The organism is Pseudoalteromonas rubra, assembly GCF_000238295.3.
GTDB lineage: Bacteria > Pseudomonadota > Gammaproteobacteria > Enterobacterales > Alteromonadaceae > Pseudoalteromonas > Pseudoalteromonas rubra.
In genome coordinates this window covers 172,175-194,148 of the sequence record NZ_AHCD03000036.1, presented here as the reverse complement: position 1 = coordinate 194,148, position 21,974 = coordinate 172,175, and the positions used below count along the sequence as shown (strand labels likewise).

The 21,974-nt window shown below is 50.3% G+C and carries 15 protein-coding genes; 5 read left to right on the top strand and 10 right to left on the bottom strand.

Annotated features, from left to right (window positions below; translation table 11 throughout):
* The first annotated feature begins 242 nt into the window (after positions 1 to 242).
* The 4 genes from PRUB_RS17725 (at position 243) to PRUB_RS17715 (ending at position 5,864) form a co-directional block, all read left to right on the top strand.
* Entirely contained in the window at positions 243 to 575 is a 333-nt protein-coding gene (locus PRUB_RS17725; RefSeq protein WP_010384980.1) for a helix-turn-helix transcriptional regulator, read from the top strand.
* A 1,389-nt stretch (positions 576 to 1,964) separates the two neighbouring features.
* Positions 1,965 to 2,093, top strand: a complete 129-nt coding sequence (locus PRUB_RS26620) for a hypothetical protein (protein ID WP_277925535.1) — start codon at positions 1,965 to 1,967, stop codon at positions 2,091 to 2,093.
* Positions 2,094 to 2,369: 276 nt separating this feature from the next.
* Positions 2,370 to 3,533, top strand: coding sequence for a tetratricopeptide repeat protein (locus PRUB_RS17720; protein ID WP_010384978.1), 1,164 nt, complete (start codon positions 2,370 to 2,372; stop codon positions 3,531 to 3,533).
* A gap of 498 nt (positions 3,534 to 4,031) precedes the next feature.
* Positions 4,032 to 5,864, top strand: a complete 1,833-nt coding sequence (locus PRUB_RS17715) for a PKD domain-containing protein (protein ID WP_010384976.1) — start codon at positions 4,032 to 4,034, stop codon at positions 5,862 to 5,864.
* Positions 5,865 to 5,926: 62 nt separating this feature from the next.
* On the opposite strand, the gene PRUB_RS17710 is transcribed toward PRUB_RS17715, so the two are convergent.
* From PRUB_RS17710 to PRUB_RS17685, 6 genes are all read right to left on the bottom strand, one after another.
* Positions 5,927 to 8,779, bottom strand: coding sequence for a TolB family protein (locus tag PRUB_RS17710; protein ID WP_155946236.1), 2,853 nt, complete (start codon positions 8,777 to 8,779; stop codon positions 5,927 to 5,929).
* 110 nt (positions 8,780 to 8,889) lie between these two features.
* Positions 8,890 to 9,129 (bottom strand): hypothetical protein, encoded by a 240-nt coding sequence (locus PRUB_RS17705; RefSeq protein WP_010384974.1) that lies wholly within the window; start codon positions 9,127 to 9,129, stop codon positions 8,890 to 8,892.
* A 97-nt stretch (positions 9,130 to 9,226) separates the two neighbouring features.
* Positions 9,227 to 10,522: a sensor histidine kinase gene (locus PRUB_RS17700; protein WP_010384972.1), complete on the bottom strand. Its 1,296-nt coding sequence runs from the start codon at positions 10,520 to 10,522 to the stop codon at positions 9,227 to 9,229.
* Positions 10,512 to 11,876 (bottom strand): sigma-54-dependent transcriptional regulator, encoded by a 1,365-nt coding sequence (locus PRUB_RS17695; protein ID WP_010384971.1) that lies wholly within the window; start codon positions 11,874 to 11,876, stop codon positions 10,512 to 10,514. The genes PRUB_RS17700 and PRUB_RS17695 overlap by 11 nt, the downstream gene beginning before the upstream one ends.
* A gap of 369 nt (positions 11,877 to 12,245) precedes the next feature.
* On the bottom strand, positions 12,246 to 13,100 hold the full coding sequence (locus tag PRUB_RS17690; protein WP_010384970.1) for a D-hexose-6-phosphate mutarotase: 855 nt from the start codon (positions 13,098 to 13,100) through the stop codon (positions 12,246 to 12,248).
* Positions 13,101 to 13,206: 106 nt separating this feature from the next.
* Positions 13,207 to 15,165 (bottom strand): methyl-accepting chemotaxis protein, encoded by a 1,959-nt coding sequence (locus PRUB_RS17685; RefSeq protein ID WP_010384969.1) that lies wholly within the window; start codon positions 15,163 to 15,165, stop codon positions 13,207 to 13,209.
* Between the two features lie 239 nt (positions 15,166 to 15,404).
* Here PRUB_RS17685 and PRUB_RS17680 point away from each other — a divergent pair, with 239 nt between their 5' ends.
* Positions 15,405 to 16,676 carry a porin gene (locus PRUB_RS17680; RefSeq protein WP_010384967.1) on the top strand — a complete coding sequence of 424 codons (1,272 nt, stop codon included), beginning with the start codon at positions 15,405 to 15,407 and terminating at the stop codon, positions 16,674 to 16,676.
* 114 nt (positions 16,677 to 16,790) lie between these two features.
* On the opposite strand, the gene asnB is transcribed toward PRUB_RS17680, so the two are convergent.
* The 4 genes from asnB to PRUB_RS17660 all read right to left on the bottom strand — a co-directional run bounded on the left by asnB (position 16,791) and on the right by PRUB_RS17660 (position 21,853).
* Complete coding sequence (asnB, locus tag PRUB_RS17675) at positions 16,791 to 18,830, bottom strand: asparagine synthase (glutamine-hydrolyzing) (protein ID WP_010384965.1); 2,040 nt, start codon at positions 18,828 to 18,830, stop codon at positions 16,791 to 16,793.
* A 9-nt stretch (positions 18,831 to 18,839) separates the two neighbouring features.
* Entirely contained in the window at positions 18,840 to 19,910 is a 1,071-nt protein-coding gene (locus tag PRUB_RS17670; RefSeq protein ID WP_010384964.1) for an aspartate/ornithine carbamoyltransferase family protein, read from the bottom strand.
* A gap of 99 nt (positions 19,911 to 20,009) precedes the next feature.
* Complete coding sequence (locus PRUB_RS17665) at positions 20,010 to 21,434, bottom strand: sodium:solute symporter family transporter (protein ID WP_010384963.1); 1,425 nt, start codon at positions 21,432 to 21,434, stop codon at positions 20,010 to 20,012.
* Positions 21,428 to 21,853, bottom strand: coding sequence for a hypothetical protein (locus PRUB_RS17660; RefSeq protein WP_010384962.1), 426 nt, complete (start codon positions 21,851 to 21,853; stop codon positions 21,428 to 21,430). Before PRUB_RS17660 ends, PRUB_RS17665 begins: the two co-directional genes overlap by 7 nt.
* Positions 21,854 to 21,974: the final 121 nt, after the last annotated feature.

The following is a 21,974-nucleotide window of genomic DNA, read 5'->3' as shown; positions in this document are numbered from 1 at the left end:
CCATTCATAAAGTGCATCAGACAAACAACACGCCAACCTCAATTAGAAACCCCTTATAACTCATGATTTTTACCTAAATCAATGTAACTAAAACAAACTTTTAGAGCGCAACCTAATCAGTATTCGGGTACAAAATAACAGATTGATACTTTACATTTTTTAAACAGCTGTTAAATTACCCCGTATAATAATAAGAAACAAAATGTAACTTCACTGTTTTAATATTCATATACGGATGTACAATGAATTCACGTCAAAGATTGAACTGGCTAAACAGCGCCCGAAGGGACATTCAGGCGTCACTGCGCAGTTTGCGAATACAACAAAAAATGTCGCAAGCCGAGCTGGCCAAGAAAATGTCCGTCCCGGTTGATCAGTCCACCATCTCCAATTGGGAAAGTGGTAAGACCATTATGGATCTGGAGCAATTGCTTGATATCCTGATGATCTTCGGTAAAGACTGGAAAAGCTTTTTTGGCTTTTTGGCCGATAACGCAGAAAAAAGAACAATTAAAAAGCCCCAACAGAAAGAACCACCTATGGAACCAAAAGCAGATGACAAGGGAGAAGACTGATGCATTTTATTGAAATGATGCTATCTTCTGTGGTTTTTATCGGCCTCATCCTCACTTGGAAAGACCATAACGCTAGGTGGTTGTTTTCTTTAATGATTACCTTACAACTGGTCGACACAGTAGCTAACCCAATCGCAATAACTTGGACCAGACACTATTACCTATGGTGTTTAATATTAAATATTTGTTTTCTAGTACTATTTCTCACCAGAGGTGTTCAAGCAGAAGCAGCATATAGGCTCACTAAGATAAAATTTTTCAAAAAAGCCAGAGAAGATTACGCACTCACAATCCCTGAATGCTGTATTTGCTTATTGCTATTTATTTCGGCGCTACTATGTTTCGCAGCCTGGGTTGAGATCCAACTTTATTTTTATGACATTCTAAGTTACCCCTTTATTTATCACCATATATGGTCACCGACTCAGTATACCCTTCACATTCTGGAGTCTCTTACACTCATAACATTTATAGTGCATGTTAGGCGCTCCAAAGGAGAATTAATTTATGAGAACAATTAAATATAGGTTGTTAGGCAAGATCTTAGGCGGCAGCACAGCTGGAAATCCAAAGCTACCAGAGTTGCCGCGATCTGCACCCATGGACCCCATACTCGATAAAAAGCAAAAAAAGTCATAGCTTATCTTTCAGTTAGACTTATTAATATATTCATAGTACTTAGAAATATCAGATAAGGAATCTAGCAATGAAGATTATTGAAGAAGATTTACTTACTAAAATTGTAGGTGGAGGAATTAGTGGAGATCCCGATAGAGCAATCCTACCTAGGCGCGTCCAGATAACTCCCCGTAGTGAGAAAGACAAGAGTACTTAAAATTCATAATCAGCCTGATTTATGAATTTAATCGTTGTTAAGTTTTAAAAGAAACAAAGATAAAACTCTTTATAATACAGTGTGGCTTCTGACTCTCATTACGTTAATATTTGATGGTAGGAGCTCCAAAGGAGAAGTTAACATGAAAACTATTAGCTCTAGCTTGTTAAACAAGATTTCAGGTGGCGGCACAGGTGACCCAGACCGCCCTGTCCTACCTCAATTCGCTCCTACAGACCCTATTTTGGGAAAAAAGCAAAAAACCTGATGAAGGTTGATTAAGCAGGTTTATTAATTTATTCACATACCTAACGAGGGCTTTGCTAGCCAAAGGTAAAAAGAAGAAAGCAAACGATGAATGTCATTGAACGTGTTTCTGTGGTCCAAATTATGGTGGAATTAGTGGAGATCCAGATGGATCCACTCCGTTAGCCACTCTTTTTATGAAAAAGCAACCCAGCGGCTCGTAAACCTGTCAAACTTAAAAAGTCGATTCATATAAAAAGCTAATTTAGTCAGGATCAAAAAAAGTAAATACAGAAGGATATCTTCATATGAAAAGAATCAATCGAGACAATCTAGAGCATATTTTTGGTGGTTTACCTGCAAATTCAAAACTACCAACACTGCCAAAAAGCGCACCAATGGATAAAACAAAGCTCTCTGAAAGTACGCAAAGCTAAGCTTAGGAGTACGTGCTTTTTGGGCATGTGCTCTTTCTTACATACTTCAATAGATAAAAAGAGAATGACTTGGCGGTCAGCCTGCTACTTGCATGTCGAAAACGTGTTATAGAACATTGTTTAGATTTCCTTGCAATAAGCAATTCCAACTACAGTACATCTGCTACCCACAAACCCGTTGGCAGATCATTAGGATAGGTGTAGAGTCAAAGCGCAATAATAACAAAAACCGCGACCAAGCGGATACGCACAATACGTGTCTTAAGGAGTATGACTATGCCTGCTCGCCTCTGGCTAGTGAGCCTGTTCACTGTGCTGCTGAGCGCCTGTGCCAGCCCACAAAAACGTCCGACAACACCGCCACCACGTCCGGACATGCCATTTAACCATGGCCTGTTTAACCCGGTTGCAGTACTCGATGAGCAGTCTATCTTTACCCTGCCGGAACAAGAGCAACAAGCCTTTCTGAGCTACTATCAGCAACGTATCTTAGCGGGCATGCGCGGCGACCGGATCATTTATGATTACCTGCATGACCAGCTGGACGAGTTCCACTATCGGGGCGAAACCTACAGCGCCACAGAATCGTTACAATACGGTGGTGGCAACTGTATTTCACTCGCCGTACTGACTCAGGCCTATGCCTTTGTGGCAGGCATAGACACCCGTTATCACAAAATGGCCTCCGCCCCTGTTTATCAGCAAGTCGCCGATACCATACTGATCTCGTCACACTTTAAAACTAAGCTGCTGGCACCTGAGGAGCAGGAAGAGGAAGACTGGATCACACTGGTCCGCCCGGGCACCATCATCGACTACTTCCCGGCGCAGGATGCCATATTTGTGGCGTCAGCCCGGTACAAAGATCTGGTCGCCAAGTTTTACGCTAACCTGGCCGTAAAAGCCATGCTGGCAGATGAGTTTGACCTCAGTGCCGCCCGAATTCTGCGCGCCCGCAGTTATGCCCCAGACGACCCGGAGCTGATCAATATCGCTGCCGTACTGCACCGTCGGGCCGGCGATCTGAAAGGCGCTGAAACCATTTATCAGTATGCCGACCGGCATCGTCTGACCAGCCACAACCTGCTGTCCAATTACCTGGTCTTAGCAAAAGAGCAGCAGGCAACGGCGCTGGCTGCACGCCTTGAGCAACAGCTCGAAGAGGATGCCAAAACCCCGTTCGACTTTCTGATGAATGCGCGCAGTGCCATTGCCAAAGGCCAGCTGAAAAAAGCCTCCCGCCTGCTGGTTAACGTGGTAAAAGAAACCCCTTACCTGCCTGAGCCGTATTTTGAGCTGGCCAAGATCAGTTACCTGCAGGGCGACCATGATACAGCCCGTCAGCTGCTTGAGCTGGCAATTGAGAAAACCTCCGATCCGGAAAAAAGCCGGGTGTTCACCGCCAAACACAGCATGTTGCAGTCACTCACCGAGCAGTAACAACAGCTGCGAACTGGCTGCCCCCTTACGTACGCAGCCACTCAGCGTCTCAGCACGCCACGTTATGCCCTACCCTGGATGGCTCTGCCCGTGCTCAATTATTACCCCGTCATTACAGCCGCTTGGCCCTGCAACAATGAACATGTAAAGTCCCCGTTAACAAAAATACCAAGCATGCTAAACCCAAGCTGGTAACACGTAATCGCTTCTAAAATAAAGGAAGATCCTGGATATTTGCTGATTTCCTCTGAAAACCACACCTTTAGTCCACAAAACAGGAATAAAATACAGAGCGTAAACGGCAAAAATAAAAATTTTTTACCCAAAACACGCATAAATACAGGACTTAAATGGGGAGTGATGATTTACTTTATTAATTTTTTGTTATCACTTTCTTTACAACAACTGATTTTGTGATTACCTTTGTACCTGTGCGAAATTTATTCAATAACTTTTTATTCTAAAAAATCATTCAACAACAAGTGAAAAGGAACAGCAATGAAACTAACCTATCTTGTCTCTGCGCTCGGCTTACTCTCAACCGCAGCACTGGCTCAAAACACTGCGCCACTGACAGAAGCACAAATGATGCAATACACCAGTAAGGCCAGCAAAGCCATCATTGGTGCCCGTGCCGATGCCAACATTTCGCTCGGTCAGGAGTTTGCGACACTCAGCAGCACAGGCAACACAGTGATCACACGCACCATCACCCACCCTGATGCCAGCTACATCAAACTACACTTTAAAAATGTGAACCTGGCCAATGGCGGCAAGCTGGTTGTGCGCTCGGCAGATGGCAGCGAACGCTACGAGTACACTGAAGCGAATATGCATGCAGCAACGGTTAACAGCAAACTGGGAGACGACGGCGTAACGAGCTTCTCTGCCATGTCTATCTCTGCTGAAACGGCAATCGTTGAATACACACCGGGTAGCGCGTCTGACTCAGGCCAAATTTCAACTCAGGCAATCACCCCAGCCGTGATTGATTTCTACGACCACGGCACAGAAAACACGCCGATGATGGAAGCCATGAACGCATCAACCGACGTGGGCATTGAGTCAACGTGTGGTGTTAATGAGCGTCGTGACGTACAGTGCTGGGCAGGTTCAAACCCCACTGAATTTGAACGTTCACGCCCGGTTGCTCGCCTGCTGATGAACGGTAGCGGCCTGTGTACTGGCTGGCGTGTTGGCCCGGACAACCGCATGTTCACCAACGAGCACTGTGTGGGTTCTGCGTCTGAGCTGGCCAACACGGAAGTATGGTTCAACTACCAGCACACCAGCTGTAATGGCTCAAACCTTGAAACTGTGGTGAAAGTCACAGGTAAAGACTTCCTGTCTTCAGACTACACACTGGACTACACCCTGTTCACCATCAACGAGTTCAACAAAGCGGCGCCATTTGGCTACTTTGGTCTGGACGTTCGCGATGCGACACAAGGCGAGCGCATCTATATTCCACAGCACGGTTCAGGTAACCCGAAAGAGCTGGCCATTGAGTCAGATCAGAACAGCAGCGGCAACTGTGAAGCTGACGTCGTAACAGCCAATGGCCGCGGCACGGGCACAGACATGGGCTACTACTGTGACACCATTGGCGGTTCTTCTGGCTCACCGGTTCTGGCTGCATCAAGCAACAAGGTTATTGCACTGCACCACTTCGGTGGCTGTACTAACCAGGGTGTTAAAATCAGCAAGATCTGGCCTGAAGTATCGAGCCACTTCAATGGTATTCCGGATGGCGACAACAACAGCGATCCAGTGCCAGTAGCCGACTTTACTGCCAACTGTACAGAACTGGCATGTAGCTTTGACGGCAGCGCGTCTAGCTCACCGAATGGCGCTATCTCTCAGTACGAGTGGAACTATGGTGACAACGCAACAGGCTTTGGCGCATCTGTAAGCCACACTTATGCCGCTGGCGGTAACTACACAGTGTCACTGACAGTCACAGACAGCACAGGTGCAACTGCGACAACTTCGAAGCAAGTGCCTGTTTATGGCCCGGGTGGTGAAGATCAGCTGCAAAAAGGCGTGGCAAGAACAGGCCTGTCAGCTGCACGTGGCGAGATGACTTACTTCTACTTCGACGTGCCAGCGGGCGCGACCAACATCACCTTTGATATCTCAGGTGGTAGCGGTGATGCTGACTTGTACGTACGTAAAGATGCACAACCCACTACCAGCACTTATGATTGTCGTCCGTACCGTTGGGGTAACACCGAAAACTGTACACGCAACGATGGTGCAGGTCGTTACTGGGTCGGTATTCGTGCCTACAACGCATACTCAGGTCTGAGCCTGGTTGCGGATTACCAGTAATACTGAATTAAACTTTTCTCCCTAAAAAGGCAGCATCCGCTGCCTTTTTATTTATCTGCCCCTCACAGCGCATACCACAGTCCCAGCCAGGCCCGCAGTGAATCCTCCGCCAGATCGCTTTCCACCCGGGCAACCCCCAGATCAAAATGCATATCGGTCATCCCGGCAGGCGCAAACCAGTTTGCCCATCCGAGCACTTGCTGACTCAGGTCAACTTGCCACTTCACCCCATAGCTTTTCGCGATCCGCTGGCCATCAAGGCGGTGATGTTTAATAAAGAGTCTGGGCTGACCCAGTGACCAGCTGGATGCCAGTTCATAGCCGTAATAATGCCGGCCGGTAGCAAACTGAAAAGGCAGCTCGGGGCTGAGCACCAGATCGCTGCGGGTGCGGCCACTGAGGATATTGTTATCAAACCCGCCCAAACGCAGCAATTGAGCGTCGCGATACTGAGACTGCACACCCGCAAACCAGGGCCAGTCCCACACCTTGCCATACCCTTGCCAGTCATAACCGTGTCCCTGGCTGTCACCACTCAAGATGGCAGCTTTAAGACGATAGCCCAGGGCAGAATCCTGTTGGTAGTATTGCCAGCCATGCTCCAGCCCGGTCCACTGCGAGGTCTTGGCCTCATCGCCTTCATCATCATAGTGGGTAACCGCAGCAAAAGGCGCAACAGACAAGGTATCAAAACGCCACTCATAACTCACACTGGTGCTCAGTCCTGTGCCATGCAACCTGACCGGCTGTGCCTCACCATGCTGGTGACGGCTGTCTAAGCGGTAGTTGCTCAGGTGGGCATCAAACCGCCAATCTCCCCAGCGGTAGCGCAGCGCGGCAAAACTGCCATCCAGTACATTGTCGCTGCTTTGTGTCAGTCCCAGTTGCCAAGATAATTGCTGTAGCAAATCGCTGCCTTTGACGCCCACGCTCAGCAATTCACTGGCAGCAGTGCTGGCTTGCATTGATAATGCCACGGACGCATTTTGCTTCAGCCACTGGTAATCACTGTGGGTAATAGCGTGCTCCTCAGCGTCATAAATCTGTGCGTCAGGCAGTACCACGGCATCGGTTTTACCCAGCGGCACAGCAAAATCCTCACTGAGGGCAGTGACCGGCTGTTCCGTGATCTGGCTATCCAGCGCATGCAATCGCGTGCCCTGCGGCGTAGATTGAGTATATAACAGCGGCTGATCCGCCCGGGGCACCAGTTGTTCAAAAACCGCTTGTCCGGCAGTGATCAGATACAGGCTGTTTTGCTTGATATCGTAACGATACACACCCAGCTGGCCGTTCAGACCCGCAATAAAGTACAGTCCTTGTCCGTCAGCTTGCCAGCTGGGTGCAGTCAGGTACTGATACCCCTGCGGCATGGGGACACCGCGCACTGTGCCGGATTGCAAATCTTGTATATACAATTGCCAGTTGCCGTTCAGCGCGGTTTTCAGGTAGGCCAGCTGACGTTTGTCAGGGGCAAGCTGCGGGTAATCGTATACCGTGCCGAGGTTGCGCGCCGACAGCGGTGTGACTGTGTTACTGCTGATCTCGACCCGCACCAATTCTGAAAATCCGCTACGTACCTGCTCAGCAAACAGCGTATCTGCGTCCAGCAAGGTAAAACGGCGGATCCCCAGCGACTGAGTTAATCGCGTCACCTCACCGCTGGGAATATGCCAGCGATACAGATCGTTGACCCGGTTGCCCCGCGTCTCATCAACGCGCGCGCGGGCAACAAAATACAGCGTTTCCTGATCCAGCCACTGCGGATAGTGTATGCCTGCAAAATCACGCGCTGCCAGCTCAGCCACCAGCTCACGCTTAAATACGGCCGGGGGCTTATCCGCAATGTCTGTGGGGTCCGCAGCCAAAATGGCCTGTTGTGCTTTGTCGAAGGCTTGTTTGGCTTCAATATTGTCTTCGGTTTTATACACTCTGAGCCAGCGTTCTCCATCTCGGCTGCGCTCAGTCAGCGCAATTTGCGAGCCATCCGGGGACAACACAGGATCGCTCGCCGCATAGTCAAACTCCTGCCACAGTGGGCTGTTCAACGTATCCAGGTCGCGCTCTTGAGTCATAGCAAGGTAGGTGTATTCCGCGATAAAGCGACGATACAGCTGTGGCGCACTTTGTCCGAATGCCCCTTCAAAGGCGCTGGCAAAGCTGCGTTTGTGTACGCCATGAACGCGCGTCCAGACAGCATCCAGCGTCTCTTTACCATGCTTGTCCTCGAGCCAGGCCAAAAACCTCACCCCCAGCAAATACGCCATCGCACTGGAGCGGTAACTGCCATCGCCATTGCTCAGCGCCCCGTAAGACAACAAAGCCCCCTGGCGGGCAAACGCACGCAACAAGGCCTCGCTGTAATTGTCATAAAGGCGGCCACGGCCCGTCAGCCGAGACTCCAGCAAAGTGGCATATCCTTCTGCAACCCAGCGGGGTAATACCGCACTGGAAAGATCATAAATATCAAACCAATCACGCAGATGCTGACGCCACACACTGCGGCTGGGTTGAGATAAATGGACCAGATGAATGTATTCATGCAGGATCAATAATTGCTGCCAGCCCGGGCTATTGGCAATCACAGAGTCTGACTGTGGCGGCGTGGTAAACAGCGCCATCAGCGGGGTGCCAGTGCTGGGTAACGCAAAGCCATTTGCGCCATTGATGGGATCAAACACCACCACATCGGCAATACTATCCAGGGCCCGACCCTGTTGCTGTAACACCAGATCCCTGACCAGCTCCAGTTCGACGGCTGCGGATCGCGCCCAGGCCTGCTGGGTCGGTGTGTAGTGTACTCTGAAGTGCTCGGTATGAAGGGTCTGCCAGTCATTGGCGCGAGCCTGAGTGCTCACAATAAGTAGCAGGCATGCAGCGCACACCGCTACAAAAGAAGTTCTCATCAATTGCACAACCATGCTCATCCTCGATGATGTGATCCAAAGTTGCGCTTAGTATGACAAAAAATGTGCTTAAGAATCAGTAGGTATTTATCTTTTGAAACACTTTAATCCAGCCCAGCTCAGGCATCGCTGTGCTGATCAAGTGAACTGACCATATGCAAAATGCCACCGGCAACGATAAACACCGCAAAGGCTGCTGAAAAGCTCAGCCCGGCGTACACTTTTGCCAGTGCCAGAATGCCTGCACTACTCCAGGCAAGCAATCCTCTGAGCCTGGCCGTCATTAAACGCGCTAACCTGAGTTGGCTGACGCACGCAGCCGCGACAATAAATACGATTAAAGGGGTTAAAACCAACATAGACCACTCCCGGCTCAGGGTTTGCTGGCATGATAATACGACGGCAGCATAGGTTAAGATCAGTATGAGGGTCATTATACGCAAATGATAATTATTATCAACTAGGAAGTATCATCTTAATAACCGCCCCCACTTGCTCACCTCGCTGCTCGTTGTGAACCTCAAACTGGCCCTCATGACATTCAATCACGTGCTGACTGAAGGTCAGCCCAATGCCCTGCCCCTCTGTCTTGGTGGAATAAAATGGCGTCAGGACATTGTCGAGATTGGCAAATCCGCCCCCTTCATCTGCCACCTCGATCACCACCGCCGGGCTGAGATAATAGCTACGTATCAGCACCTGGTGGCCAGCTGGTGTGGCAGTCTGATTGGCTTCGATGGCATTTTTAACCAGGTTGATCAGGACCTGCTCAAGTAACTGCGGGTCACAAATACACTGATGCGCCTGGCAATCCAGTGCTATTTGCTGTGCCGGGTGCTGTGATGCAAATAAGTCCTGCACTGACGCAAACATCGGGTGGAGCTGAACCTGCTGAAGCTGAGGTTCAATGACTTTACTGATCTCACCATAACGGGCCACAAAGTGCTGCAAATGCTGACAACGCTGCTCAATGACCGACAGGGCCTGCTGCTCTCTGGCTGAGGTTGCACGCTCCGCCAGGCTTTGTGCCAATGAGCTGACCGGGGTCAGCGAGTTACGTATTTCATGACTGATCACCCGGATCAATTGCTGCCAGGCAGCCAGCTCTTTTTGCCTCAGCGCTTTGGTAATATCCAGCGCCACCAGTAAACTGTGACGCTTGCCTTGCTCATAAAAATAGCTGCTGTGCAGCTGCCAGCGAGCCCCCTGGGTGTGACTGACAAACTGCCAGCCCTGCTGCGCTTCTTCCAGCCCCAGAGACAAGGCCGTTGCCCCCTTATAATGCTGCCAGGGTTGTCTATACAAGGATTCAAAGGCCTGATTTGCATAGCTTAACCGTGACTCTTCGGTAAAAACCAGGATCGGGGTATTGAGCTTGTCAATCAGCTGATAAATGACAAAGATCTGTGAATTATAACGCGACTTTTGATGATGTAACTGCTCGCCCAGCGCTATCAACTGCTGTTCAAATGCCGCCACCTGCCCGGAGCGAAAGTGGGGCCGGATCTGCTGACTGAAATCCGCCTGTTGCATGGCCTCAAGCTGCCAGTGTGCACGCGAAAAAATACTCTCCAGCTGTGCCAGACGCTGCGTATGCAAACGCCACAACACCCCGCTCACGCCACCGGCTATGAGCACAACCTGCCACCATGGCAACGCCTGCAACCATAATAAGTATGACAACAGAGCCACCACGACGAGTCCCAGTAAAGCCAGATGCACATGCAGAGCGCGCTCGAAGTTAGCTTTCACTGCGCAACCCGTATTTATCCAGTCGGCGATATAAAGAGGACTTGGTCAGCCCAAGCGCCCGGGCTGCTTTACTGACCTGCCCCTGATGCAGTGCCAGGGTCTGTTCTATCAGGGTTTTCTCGACCTCCGCCAGCGTCCTGCCCGACGATTGTGCTACCTCAGTATGCAGCGGCTCGGGTTCAGGACTGGACAAGCGCAGCTGACAGTCCACAGCACCGATCTGCGCCCCTTCACTAAGTAGTAAAGCCCGCTCCATCACATGGCTGAGCTCACGAATATTACCGGGCCAGCGGTAGGCCAGTAATGCAGCCTGTGCTTCACTGTCCAGTGCCTTAGTGTTGAGATTGTAACGTGCCGCATGGTGCGCAAGCAGGTAATTGGCCAGTGGCACTATGTCATCCAGCCGTGCACGCAGCGGCGGAAGCTCAAAGGCAAAGGTATTGATGCGATAAAATAAATCGCTGCGAAAATGCCCGGCTGCCACGTCTTTTTCCAGATCACTATTGGTGGCGCAGATCAGACGAATGTCAGCACGCTCTGTGCGACTGCTTCCGACCCGCTCATATTCTCCACTTTCCAGCACCCGAAGTAACTTGGCTTGCTGAGTCAGCGGAATGGTCGCAACCTCATCAAGGAACAGGGTCCCGCCATCTGCCAGTTCAAAACGCCCGCTACGCTGTGATTTAGCATCGGTGAAGGCCCCTTTGGTGTGCCCGAACATTTCACTTTCAAACAGACTCTCGGGAATGGCGCCCATATTCACACTGATCAAAGGGCCACCGCGGCGTGCCGACTGACTGTGCAGCGCGTCAACCAGGTAACTTTTGCCACATCCACTTTCTCCACACAGCAATACGCTGGCATCAGTGGCAGCGATCCGCGCCAGTTTCCTGAACAAGGTTTTCATGGCCTCTGAGCGCCACGTATAAGCGGGTAATGTCACCTCAGTATCTGCGCTCATACTTTGCTGTGTTTGTAGCGCGCTGAGCTTACTTTGCTTTCGGATCGCATCCAGCAATTGCAGGTTTTGCCAGGGCTTTTCGATAAAGTCTGCGGCGCCCAGACGCATCGCCTCCACGGCCAGTGCCACACTGCCCCAGCCGGTCAAACAAATCACCGCCGGTGCACCATCCAACGACTTTAACCAGCTCAAAAATGCCAGCCCTTCCTGCCCGGATGTGGTATCGCGGGTAAAATTCATATCGAGCAGGATCAGCTCTATTTGCTTACAACTCAAAAACTGCTTGGCCACTTCTGGATGTTCTGCTTCAAACACCTCAAAACCATGATCTTCAAGCAAAAACGCTGCGCTTAAGCGCACCTCCGGATTATCATCCACAATGAGTACTGCCATTGTATTCCCTGTCCGATTATTATTGCGTTCAGAATACGGGAAATTGACTGAGACGAAAAGCGTCCGGCAGGCGGTTGTGTCTATGCCGCTGGCACAGCGTGATGAGAAACGACCTGCTCATTGGCTAAGTAGTTCCCGTGTCAAGCACGGGATGACGGGATGTAAAACAGTGAACAGTGCAGCGTGCTAAAGTGGTACCCAGGCAAACATGGCTTGGTGTACAGCTACGAGTGGGCACACTTCCATATGGAGGGCACCCAGTTACCAAAGTGAATAGTGCCAGGATCTTTAAAACGGCTCATTTCACCTTGCGCAAAGGCCGCGCTAAAGCACGACTTTGCACGATGGCTGCGAAGCGTTGCTTCGGTCTTACTCAATCCAACTGATTTTGGTGATGAGGGTGTGGGATTCACCCGGGGCCAGTGTCACTGCGTCATCCATGACGTTTGCCGCTTCCAGACACAGCATAGTGTGGTATTCATCGTCGCGGAAGTTGCTCAGACGTTTGGACTTGTCTATCCAGGGGTTCCATAACACACAAGAGCTTGAGTGTTCGCGGCCTACTGCAATTTTACCCTCTGGCGTGTCGATGATCTGTACTTCAGGTGCCTGGGTGTAAACCATGTCGGTTTCGCGGGCAAACGTGACCACTTCGTTCTGAACAAAAGGCCCTTCGCCAAACTCAATAAAGTTTGCCCCTTGTAACCCATCCACACGGGTTTGTGCTATTGCAGGCGTTGGGAAATAGGTATGCAGCGCCTGAGTCAGGGTAAACGTTTCACTGCCAGTGTTGGTGTTGCAGAGTTTGACTTCAAGTTGATCGGTCAGCACAAACTCGACAGTCAAACTAGACTCATAAGGCCAGAAAGTGCGATCAACAGAGGTCATTGGCAAAGACAATACAATGCGAATTGCAGTATCGTCTTCTTCAACACGCTCTGCACGCCAGACCTGCTTACGCGCAAACCCATGTGCCGGCCAGTCTGGATTAGCATGTACGCCAAACCAAGGCCAACAAATGGGTATACCACCACGGATAGACTGGCCTTCCAGGTAGGTTTCATCCTGGGATACCCACAACAGGTTTTTCTGACCTGCTGGAATGAACTCGGTGATCTGTGCACCTTGCAGATAAATTTTAGCCTGACACTGTGGTCCGTTAACGTCAAAATACTCCAGGCCGGACTCGGTACGTGCCAATTTTACTGAGGCAGAAAGTTCCATATAACACCTATTTTTAAACTAAACTGGCACTACCTTACCTAAAATGCCCGAACGGTGTAAGAGGCACCCACCGAATATGAGTGATCTTCATCACCTCCCGCGCTCATTAGACCTTAAACTGGCCAACCAGCCGGGTCAGCTGTTCAGATAATCGCTGCATTTTATCGCCATTTTCGCTGGTGTTATTGGCTACATCGCTGACGCTGTCCGCCGCATTTTTTATTTCAATCACATTACGGTTAATGTCTTCTGCAACGTGCTGCTGCTCCTCCGCGGCGGTGGCGATTTGCGTATTCAGGTCACTGATGGTTTGGATAGACTGGGTAATTTCGCTGAACTGGCTTTGCGCAGAGTCGGTCAACTCAACTGTTTTATCTGTGCGGGTCAAACTGCTGCGCATATCCAGCGACACCCCTTCTGTCATTTTTCTCAACTTGTCGAGCTGTGAGGCGATTTCTTCAGTTGACTCTGAGGTACGCTGAGACAAGGCCCGGACCTCGTCGGCAACCACTGCAAACCCCCGACCATGCTCCCCCGCCCGGGCAGCCTCAATGGCAGCATTCAGCGCCAGCAGGTTCGTTTGCTCAGCAATCCCACGGATCACACTGAGAATGGACATGATATTTTCACTTTCACTGTCCAGCTGATTGATGTCAGACGTTGCCCGCTTAATCACGTCTGACAGCGCAACCACACTATCTACCGCTTCTGACATCACCGACTGACCCAACTCTGAGGCCTGCTGAGTTTGGGTGGCCAGCTCTGCGGCATTTGCACAGCTGGATGCCACTTCGTTGGCCGTCGCCGCCATCTGATTAATGGCCGTTGCCGCCATTTCCAGGGCTTGCTGTTGCTGCGCAGTTGAACTGGTTAATTCCTCCGACTCCGTAGCTGTAGCGCCGGCCGTTTGGTTAAGCTGCTGTGCACAGGTATTTATGTCTGTTACCAGCTGCGCGATCAGATTAAGAAAGCTGTTGAAGCTATCCGCCAATTTGCCGGTTTCATCTTTGCTGTCGACCTCTAAACGCTGCGTCAGATCGCCGCCTCCCTGGGAGATGATGGTCAGGCCATCACTGACCTCCACAATCGGGCCAGATAACACATTCGCGATATAGTTAGCCAGTACCACAAACAACGCCACCAGCACCACACTCAGGATCACCAGGGTCCAGGTCATGGCATTGGCCGCTGCCATCACTTCACTTTGTTCCACAAAGGCAATGAACTTCCAGCCCAGCTTCTTCGACGTGTAGATACTGGCGAAGTAGTCAGTACCATCAATCTGGATTTCATACAGCCCGGACTGATTGCTGGCCAAGGTTTTATACAGACCGTTTTCGGCCTGCTTAACATCTTTAAACCGATAATCGCTGTGTTTGGCATCGACCAGAATTTTATCCGTGTCTTCCACCAGCATCAGATAGCCCGTTTCACCCAGTTTGACCTCCCGAATGATCTTAGTCAGGCCCTGTAACGAGACATCCATGCCCGTGACACCAATCTCCCGACCATTGGATCTGACGGAGCGCACCGTTGAAACAATCGCCATATCATCCGGTGCCCAATAATAGGCATCAGTCATTGCGGTTTGGCCATTAGCCGCTTGTCCGCTCCGATACCAAGGCCTGGGACGAGGATCATAGTTTGCACTCACTTCACCTTGGGGCCATTGAATATAACCACCTTCAGTATTACCAAAGTAGATGTAGGCAATCCCAGGATGGGTATCTCCAAAGCGTTCAAACAAATCATAAACGGCTTGCTCTGTCTCGCTGCCAGCACGGGAGTTAAGCGCAGTCGCGGTGCTATTTCCGGTATAAACCTGCACGTCGCTTTGTGCCCGGGTGAGCTTGGGGTTGGTCGCCAGGAACTCAACATTCTTCGCAATTTCATCGAAGAACATACCTATTCCATTATCGACCTGAAGGGCTTCCCGACCACTCATCTCGACAAATTTATCGAGCGCCAGTTGCCGTGTCTGGGACACAATCAGCACAGCGATAATTAAAATAGGCGAGACGATGGCAACGATAAAAGCCAGTCTGAGCTTTTGCGAAATAGTCATAGAGTGGGTTCCTCACTGGATGGGCTGGCAGTACCAACACACTAAAACGCACATACCATAGCGTTGCTGATCAAATTCACGTTATTGCTCAAAAATATAGTTTATAGTTGCGCAACTATCCAAAGGATCAGGGAAAATTCCTGCCATTCACAGTGGATTTCTTGGAACCTGAGCTCGAATAGTCTAGGCTATTTAGAGATATTTTATTCTCACTAACTCAAACAAACGGGTGTTCTCCCATGCTAAAACGCTCTCGACTCATGACGGCTCTGTGCGGCGCTATGATGTTGTCTTCTGGTCCCGCCATTGCCAGCGAAGATGAACTGGCACAGTTAAAGAAGCAACTTGAACTGCTTCAGCAAAAAGTGCATAAAATGGAACGCGAACAGGCACGCGAAAAAGCTCAGGCCAAAGCCGATAAAAAAGCGCGCCAGGCCGACCCCACCAAGCCCAGTATCAAAGTAGGCGGTGCTGTACGGACTAACCTCAGCCACACGTCGTATGATGACGACAACAAAAATCGCGGCGGCGATTTTGACTTCGATATTTTTCGGCTTAACTTTTCCGGCAATGTGGGCGGTTTTGGCCTCAATGCCGAGATCCGCTTTTTCGACTACATGACCGCCGTTAAGTATGCCTATTTACATTATGACTTTGCCAAAGACTGGCAAGCTCAGCTGGGCATGACCAAAGTACCCTTTGGTAACTGGCCTTATAATTCTCACAATTACTTTTTTAACACCACTTATTATATTGGGTTGGAAGACGACCACGATATGGGTGTGTTGTTTAAACGCAAAATTGCCGACAACTGGCAGCTGGATCTGGGCTTTTTCAAAAATGATGAACTGGGCGGTGTCGACGGTTACGTTGAAGACCGCAGCGATCGCTATTCCTACGACATTGTTGGCTTTCGCAAAACCGGCGATGGCATCTATGATGACCCAACCCAGCCACTGGGCGAATACAACACCTTTGCCGGCCGCTATGCCTATCACTTCAAGCATAAAGGCGGTACCACCGAGCTGGGCGTATCTGGTTTGAGCGGCGGCCTGCACGACGGGACCGAACGAGCCGGTGACTACATGGCCTGGGCTATCCACTTCAACGGCAACTATGGCCCCTGGAACCTGCAATTACAGCACGGTGAATACGAATACGATGTCGATACACCTGCCACACGTATGGCCGTCGGCGCGTATGCATTTTTCGATTCCATTGCTGCCGAGGCGACGATGAGCAATGCCAATATCGCATACAGCTTACCGGTACAATTTGGCCCAATCACAGGGCTGCAATTCTACAATGACTACGGCATTATCTACGATAAATCGGACGACAGCGAAGACACCTGGATGAACGTCACCGGTGTTTCTCTCTCTGCGGGTGCGTTCTTTACTTATATCGATTATGTGCTTGCGAAGAATCAGCCGTTTGTGGGCGGCTCCATTGCGGGTAACAGCGATGAAACGGAGCGTCGTTTTAATATCAATATTGGTTATTACTTCTAAACTGAAAAAGCCGGGGAAACCCGGCTTTTTACTCTCCTGCAACTGCCCAATAGAGCATGCTTTACCTTTAAAATCGCGCTAGCGATGGCTTAGCTTTGCCATAGTCATGCTGGTTCACGCTCTGAGTTCCGCGGGGCAATGCTCATCATCAGCAAACCAGCCGTACTGAATAGCCAGCTCGGCAGCTTGCTTAGGTACATCGGTGGCCACAAAGTGCTGATGTAATATCTGGACTCCCAGCAAGTGATTGACCACCGCATCCAGTTGTACTTTGAGCGATACCTCAGTAGCAGGATCTTCATGTAATCGCATCACCTTCTCAACCGCCTCCTGATCCAGCAACCCCGCATCATTAATGGCTTGCGCAGACAAATACTTGTCGGCCAATCGGCACATGGCTTGCCATTTTTTCTCATCAGTATGCGCCGGCGGCGCCATAAAGGCGAACTTTTCCCGGCGATAGAGTACATCCGGCAACAACCCTCTCATGGCTTCGCGAAGCACATATTTTTCTTTACGCTCTTTGATCCGCAGCTGAGGCGGAATACGAAATGCATACTCGGCAAGATGATGATCTAAAAAGGCAGGACGGGCTTCCATTGAATTAGCCATATCAACTCTGTCACCTCCCCAAGTCAGGATTTGCCCTTCCAGCATGGTTTTTATCCACACGTACTGTGCTTTATCCAACGGATGACGCTCGGCCAGCTGCGCCGGATTAAGCTGCTGAGCAATCGCCTGGCCGGCATCATAGTCGCGTAATTGTGCTCGGTGCGTATCAGCCACCAGTTGATCTGCAAACTCACAACAACTCAACCAGGGTTGCAGGCAGCTTGGAGTAAACCCGATCAGTTGGTTCAAGGCATCATTATGATGCTCAGTACGTGACAGCATCGCGCCTTTAAACAGCTGATTCGATTGAGTCAGCATAGCCTGCCACTGCTCACGCTCAGCGTGTGACAATGACTCAAGGCCATACAAAAATAGGTCTTGGCGAAAAGCAGGGTACCCGGCAAAAAGCTCATCAGACCCCTCTCCGGTCATCACAACTTTATACCCAGCCCCATTCACATCTTTACTCATCAGATACTTGGCAACGCCCAGGGTATTGTAAATAGTCCGCTCCGTGTGCCACAAAGTTTGCTCAAAATGATCGTAGAGCTCATCCCCTGATAACGTCATAATATGATGATCGGCCTGCGTCGCGGCAGCCATCTCTCTGGCAATGGGTGTTTCGTCATAATCCGTGCTATCAAAACCTATAGTAAACGCTTTGATCGGTGACTGTGCGGCGGCAGAAGACAGACCGAGTATCGCGCACGAATCAATCCCGCCACTCAGATAGCAGCCCACCGGGACATCAGCCGTTAGCCTGAGCTGCACCGCCTCTAGTAAATGGCGGCGAACGCCCGCAATGTAGTGTGCCTCATCCGGCTGCGTTTCATATTCGCTGGCATAGGGGAAAGTCACGTCCCAGTAGCATTGCTCTGAAATTTGCAGGCCCTGCTGTGAACGACGAATGCTCACAACATGACCCGGCTTTACCTGATGCACTCCCTCAAACGCCGTAGAGCCAGGGACCATGACCTGAATAAGTTGATGATACAATCCCTCACTGGAAAACTGCCTGGTTACCTGTGGGTGTGCAAATAGCACCTTGAGCTCAGAACCAAAAACCACGGCTTCTTCTGTTTGCGTGTAGTATAAAGGCTTGATCCCAAAGCGATCACGCACCAAATGTAAGGTATCTTGCACCTGATCATACAGCGCAAATGCAAACTCACCGCGTAACTGGCTAAGCATGGTTTCGAGGCCATCGCGCTGATATAAATGCAGCGCGATCTCGGAATCGCTTTTACTACTAAATCGCGCCCCCAGCGCCGTTAACTCCGCGCGGATCCGAGCAAAATCATAAAACTCGCCATTATGGGTCAGCATCAGGTTGCCATCGTGAGTGATAAATGGCTGTCGGCCACGCCGCTCGTTTAAATCAATAATCGACAGCCGGGCATGACTAAACCCCACCCCATTTTGCTGCGCGTAGCCAAATCCGTCTGGTCCCCGGTGATGCTGAATAGCGGCCATATTCACCAGTAACTGATTGTCGATTGATTGTGTTGCTGAACGCTGAAATATACCTGCAATACCACACATAGCCCCTCCTTAAACCACATCTATGACAGTATTGGCCCGCTGTACCATACACGTCAGTAATGCCTGACGAACAAACACAGCGCCCCGGGCCTGACTGAAATACCAGTTGTGTGCTGTGTCATCCAGGCTGGTGCATAGCTCTTCTCCCCGCGCTAATGGATGTAAAATAATGGCATCGGGTTTAAGCGGAGAATCTTCACTCAGCACAAAGGTTTTTCCATAGGTTTCATAGCTTTCACCAACCCAGGCAATCGCATTGATATAGACCACATCCAGCTCGGGCAATTGTGCATTTAAATCATGACTGACGGTAACAGTAATGCCGGCTTCTCTTAGCTGCTCCAGTTGCCCGGGATCAAATGGTTGGGTAATGCTGTCATCAAAAATGAGTACCACCTGCTCGACAATATCAGGAAAATGCGCCAGCATTTTGAGCAAACTACGTACAGTTCGCATCTGGCTTGGCACCCCTATTACGCCAATTCGAATGGGTTTAAAATCAGTACTGTGCGGCTGTAGCAAGGAAGGCCGCCATTTGAACAAAGTATACAGATCAGACATCGCCTGAGTAGGATGCTCGTCGATCCCATTGCCCGCATTAATAATGGGAATACGCAGGCTACTCGTCATTTCAGACACCGAGTCGTTAGCGGTGTCGCGCAGCACCACACAATCACCATAATTGTTGAACATTTCCGCAACGTCTTGCAGTGACTCACCTTTCGCAATGCCGGTCGAGGAACGATCGGTAATAGACATAATATCACCGCCTAAACGGTGCCAGGCACTTTCAAACGACAAACGTGTCCGGGTGCTGGGCTCATAGAAAGCACTGATCAGGATCTTGCCCTGCAAGGGCGTATTATACCGAGCAGGATTGCTCTCGTACTTAGCTGCCAGGCGAAAGAGCTGGATCAGTACGTCCTTCTCAAGGTGGTCAACGCTGACAATATGCTGATTTTCCAAACTGTGAAGTAAATCGCCATCCTCTTCTATGACTTTTAACAGTGCTTTTGGATGTGCACTGCCATAAACATCCGGACGGGCACGATCAAACTCGACCTGTTGCGTACTTACCATAACTGCCTCTTCTTATAATCAAGTATAAACATCACGACAAGTACAACAGGGCACAGGCAACTCAGCACTAGCGCACCAATGATCAACACAGAAAACATACTAATTCCGGCGATCATCTTCACCTCCCGCAGCCAACTCTTGCCAAACAAATTCTTCTCTGGCCATCCACCAGGCAAATACGCACACCACCAAAGAGACCGCACACGCAATTAAGGCAGCTACGTAAAAACCAATATAAAAGTAACCCACCAAACCGCATAGTGTGCCAAGCAGCATAGCCACACCGGCCCCATGACGATGAAATCGCCTGACATACAAACCAAATAAAATAGGCCAGATGGTACTGGCGACAAAGGCGCCGGCAAAATTGAGTAACGCCCCCAGGGTTGCCACTTTAGGCAAACACAACAGCCAGGTTAACAGCCCCAGTAACAAGATTAGCTGCTTACCCCGCCTCAAACGCTGCGCGTCTGACGCCTTAGGATTGATAAGCTGGTAATAGACATCCTGATTGAGCAAATCAGCCGTCGCGGCCAACAATGAGTCCAGGCTAGATGCCAGTGCCGCAAACACCACAATAAACAGCACCACCGAGCCTGCATAGCCCAGCAGCTGACTGGCCACTAACGGCCCGACCATGTCGGCACTGGCCGGATAAACACCGATCACAGGGGCTGCCAGCGCGATAAACCCGGTCACAATGGGAATTGGCAGCCACAATAGCCCGGCACTTAAATAAGCGCGCTTTGCCACATTGGCGCGAAAAGCAAAAGCCCTGGACCACCACACATTACTGTGAAAAATTTCCCCCAAGCCAAAAAAGATGTTGTTAAATAAGAACATCATGGCAGCAGGAAAAAGAAGGTCCAGCAACATCGGATGTTGCTGACTTAAGGTGGCATGTATGGGCTCCAGACCGACATGACTGAGCGTATATATCGCAATGCCGATAACGCCACACAAGATGATCACCGCCTGGATAAAATCGGTGGCAATAACGGCCTTTAAGCCACCAAAGAGCGTGTACACAACGCACATCGCAAGAATGATGCTCATGCCCAGATGATAATTGAGGCCACTCAAAGATTGCAGCACGATCCCCCCTGCCATCCCCAAACTAACCAGCCAGCTCATCGCGTAGACTAAAGAAATAATCAGAAAAACTATCCAGCTAAAGCGGCCAAAACGCAGGCGCATAAAGTCGCCACTGGTATAGCCATGGGGCAACAGCTGTCGGATCCTGGCACTCAAGGGCGCAAACAAGATCAGACCAAAAGCCGCACAGGCATACCCTATCATACCCCAAATCCCAAACTGATAAGTCAGCTGAGGGGCCACCAACGTGGTGTTACTGGTTACCCAGGTTGCCATGGCAGTAGCACATGCAAAGGCAAAACCCACATTGCGTCCGGCCAACGCAAACGCATCGTGTGTTTTGACCTGCCTGCCAAGCCACCAGCCAAAACTCACCCAGAGCAAAGCAAAACCGAACGCCAGTCCCAGCGCTAAAGTCGGGTCTAACATGCGCCATCCTGCTCAACCTGAGCGCTGGCACGCCAGATAAAGCCAACAAGCAATACAAACAATGCTGCACCGAGGGCAAATAGACCATAAGCCAGGACAGGAGGGTGGTGGCGCACCCGGACTTTGCTGTGACTTAACACCCGGTGCGGTGTACTGAGCGTGAGTTGATAATCACCTTGTGCAAAACCACTGAGCGTAACGGCCTGTTGCGCAGGCATTTCGAGCGAAAAGGAGACATGGCTGTCTGCCTGACCTACTTTGCTCACAGTCAAGTTGAGTGATTCATCGAGCGATGCGGGCTGCGCCAGACGCACAGTAAAATAGCCCGCGGTGACTTCTTGCTCCACCGGTTCAAGCTGTACAGCATAACTGCCCATGCTGAACAACAGGAGGATGCTCCACCCAAGGTGCACCTTCATAACGTCAAAACCCTCAGACAAAAGGCGAACAGGCCAACGGGCCTGCTCCGCGTTCTGTCGTTTATATCGACAATTCTTGTAATACCTTGGCAGACCAAAACACAATTTGCAACCTAACATT

Coding starts and splice junctions, on each gene's coding strand:
- PRUB_RS17705 (WP_010384974.1), bottom strand. CDS start 9,129: ATGTTGGTTTTAACCCCTTTAATCGTATTTATTGTCGCGGCTGCGTGC.
- PRUB_RS17695 (WP_010384971.1), bottom strand. CDS start 11,876: ATGGCAGTACTCATTGTGGATGATAATCCGGAGGTGCGCTTAAGCGCA.
- asnB (WP_010384965.1), bottom strand. CDS start 18,830: ATGTGTGGTATTGCAGGTATATTTCAGCGTTCAGCAACACAATCAATC.
- PRUB_RS17725 (WP_010384980.1), top strand. CDS start 243: ATGAATTCACGTCAAAGATTGAACTGGCTAAACAGCGCCCGAAGGGAC.
- PRUB_RS17665 (WP_010384963.1), bottom strand. CDS start 21,434: ATGTTAGACCCGACTTTAGCGCTGGGACTGGCGTTCGGTTTTGCTTTG.
- PRUB_RS17660 (WP_010384962.1), bottom strand. CDS start 21,853: ATGAAGGTGCACCTTGGGTGGAGCATCCTCCTGTTGTTCAGCATGGGC.
- PRUB_RS26620 (WP_277925535.1), top strand. CDS start 1,965: ATGAAAAGAATCAATCGAGACAATCTAGAGCATATTTTTGGTGGTTTA.
- PRUB_RS17685 (WP_010384969.1), bottom strand. CDS start 15,165: ATGACTATTTCGCAAAAGCTCAGACTGGCTTTTATCGTTGCCATCGTC.
- PRUB_RS17690 (WP_010384970.1), bottom strand. CDS start 13,100: ATGGAACTTTCTGCCTCAGTAAAATTGGCACGTACCGAGTCCGGCCTG.
- PRUB_RS17720 (WP_010384978.1), top strand. CDS start 2,370: ATGCCTGCTCGCCTCTGGCTAGTGAGCCTGTTCACTGTGCTGCTGAGC.
- PRUB_RS17670 (WP_010384964.1), bottom strand. CDS start 19,910: ATGGTAAGTACGCAACAGGTCGAGTTTGATCGTGCCCGTCCGGATGTT.
- PRUB_RS17680 (WP_010384967.1), top strand. CDS start 15,405: ATGCTAAAACGCTCTCGACTCATGACGGCTCTGTGCGGCGCTATGATG.
- PRUB_RS17715 (WP_010384976.1), top strand. CDS start 4,032: ATGAAACTAACCTATCTTGTCTCTGCGCTCGGCTTACTCTCAACCGCA.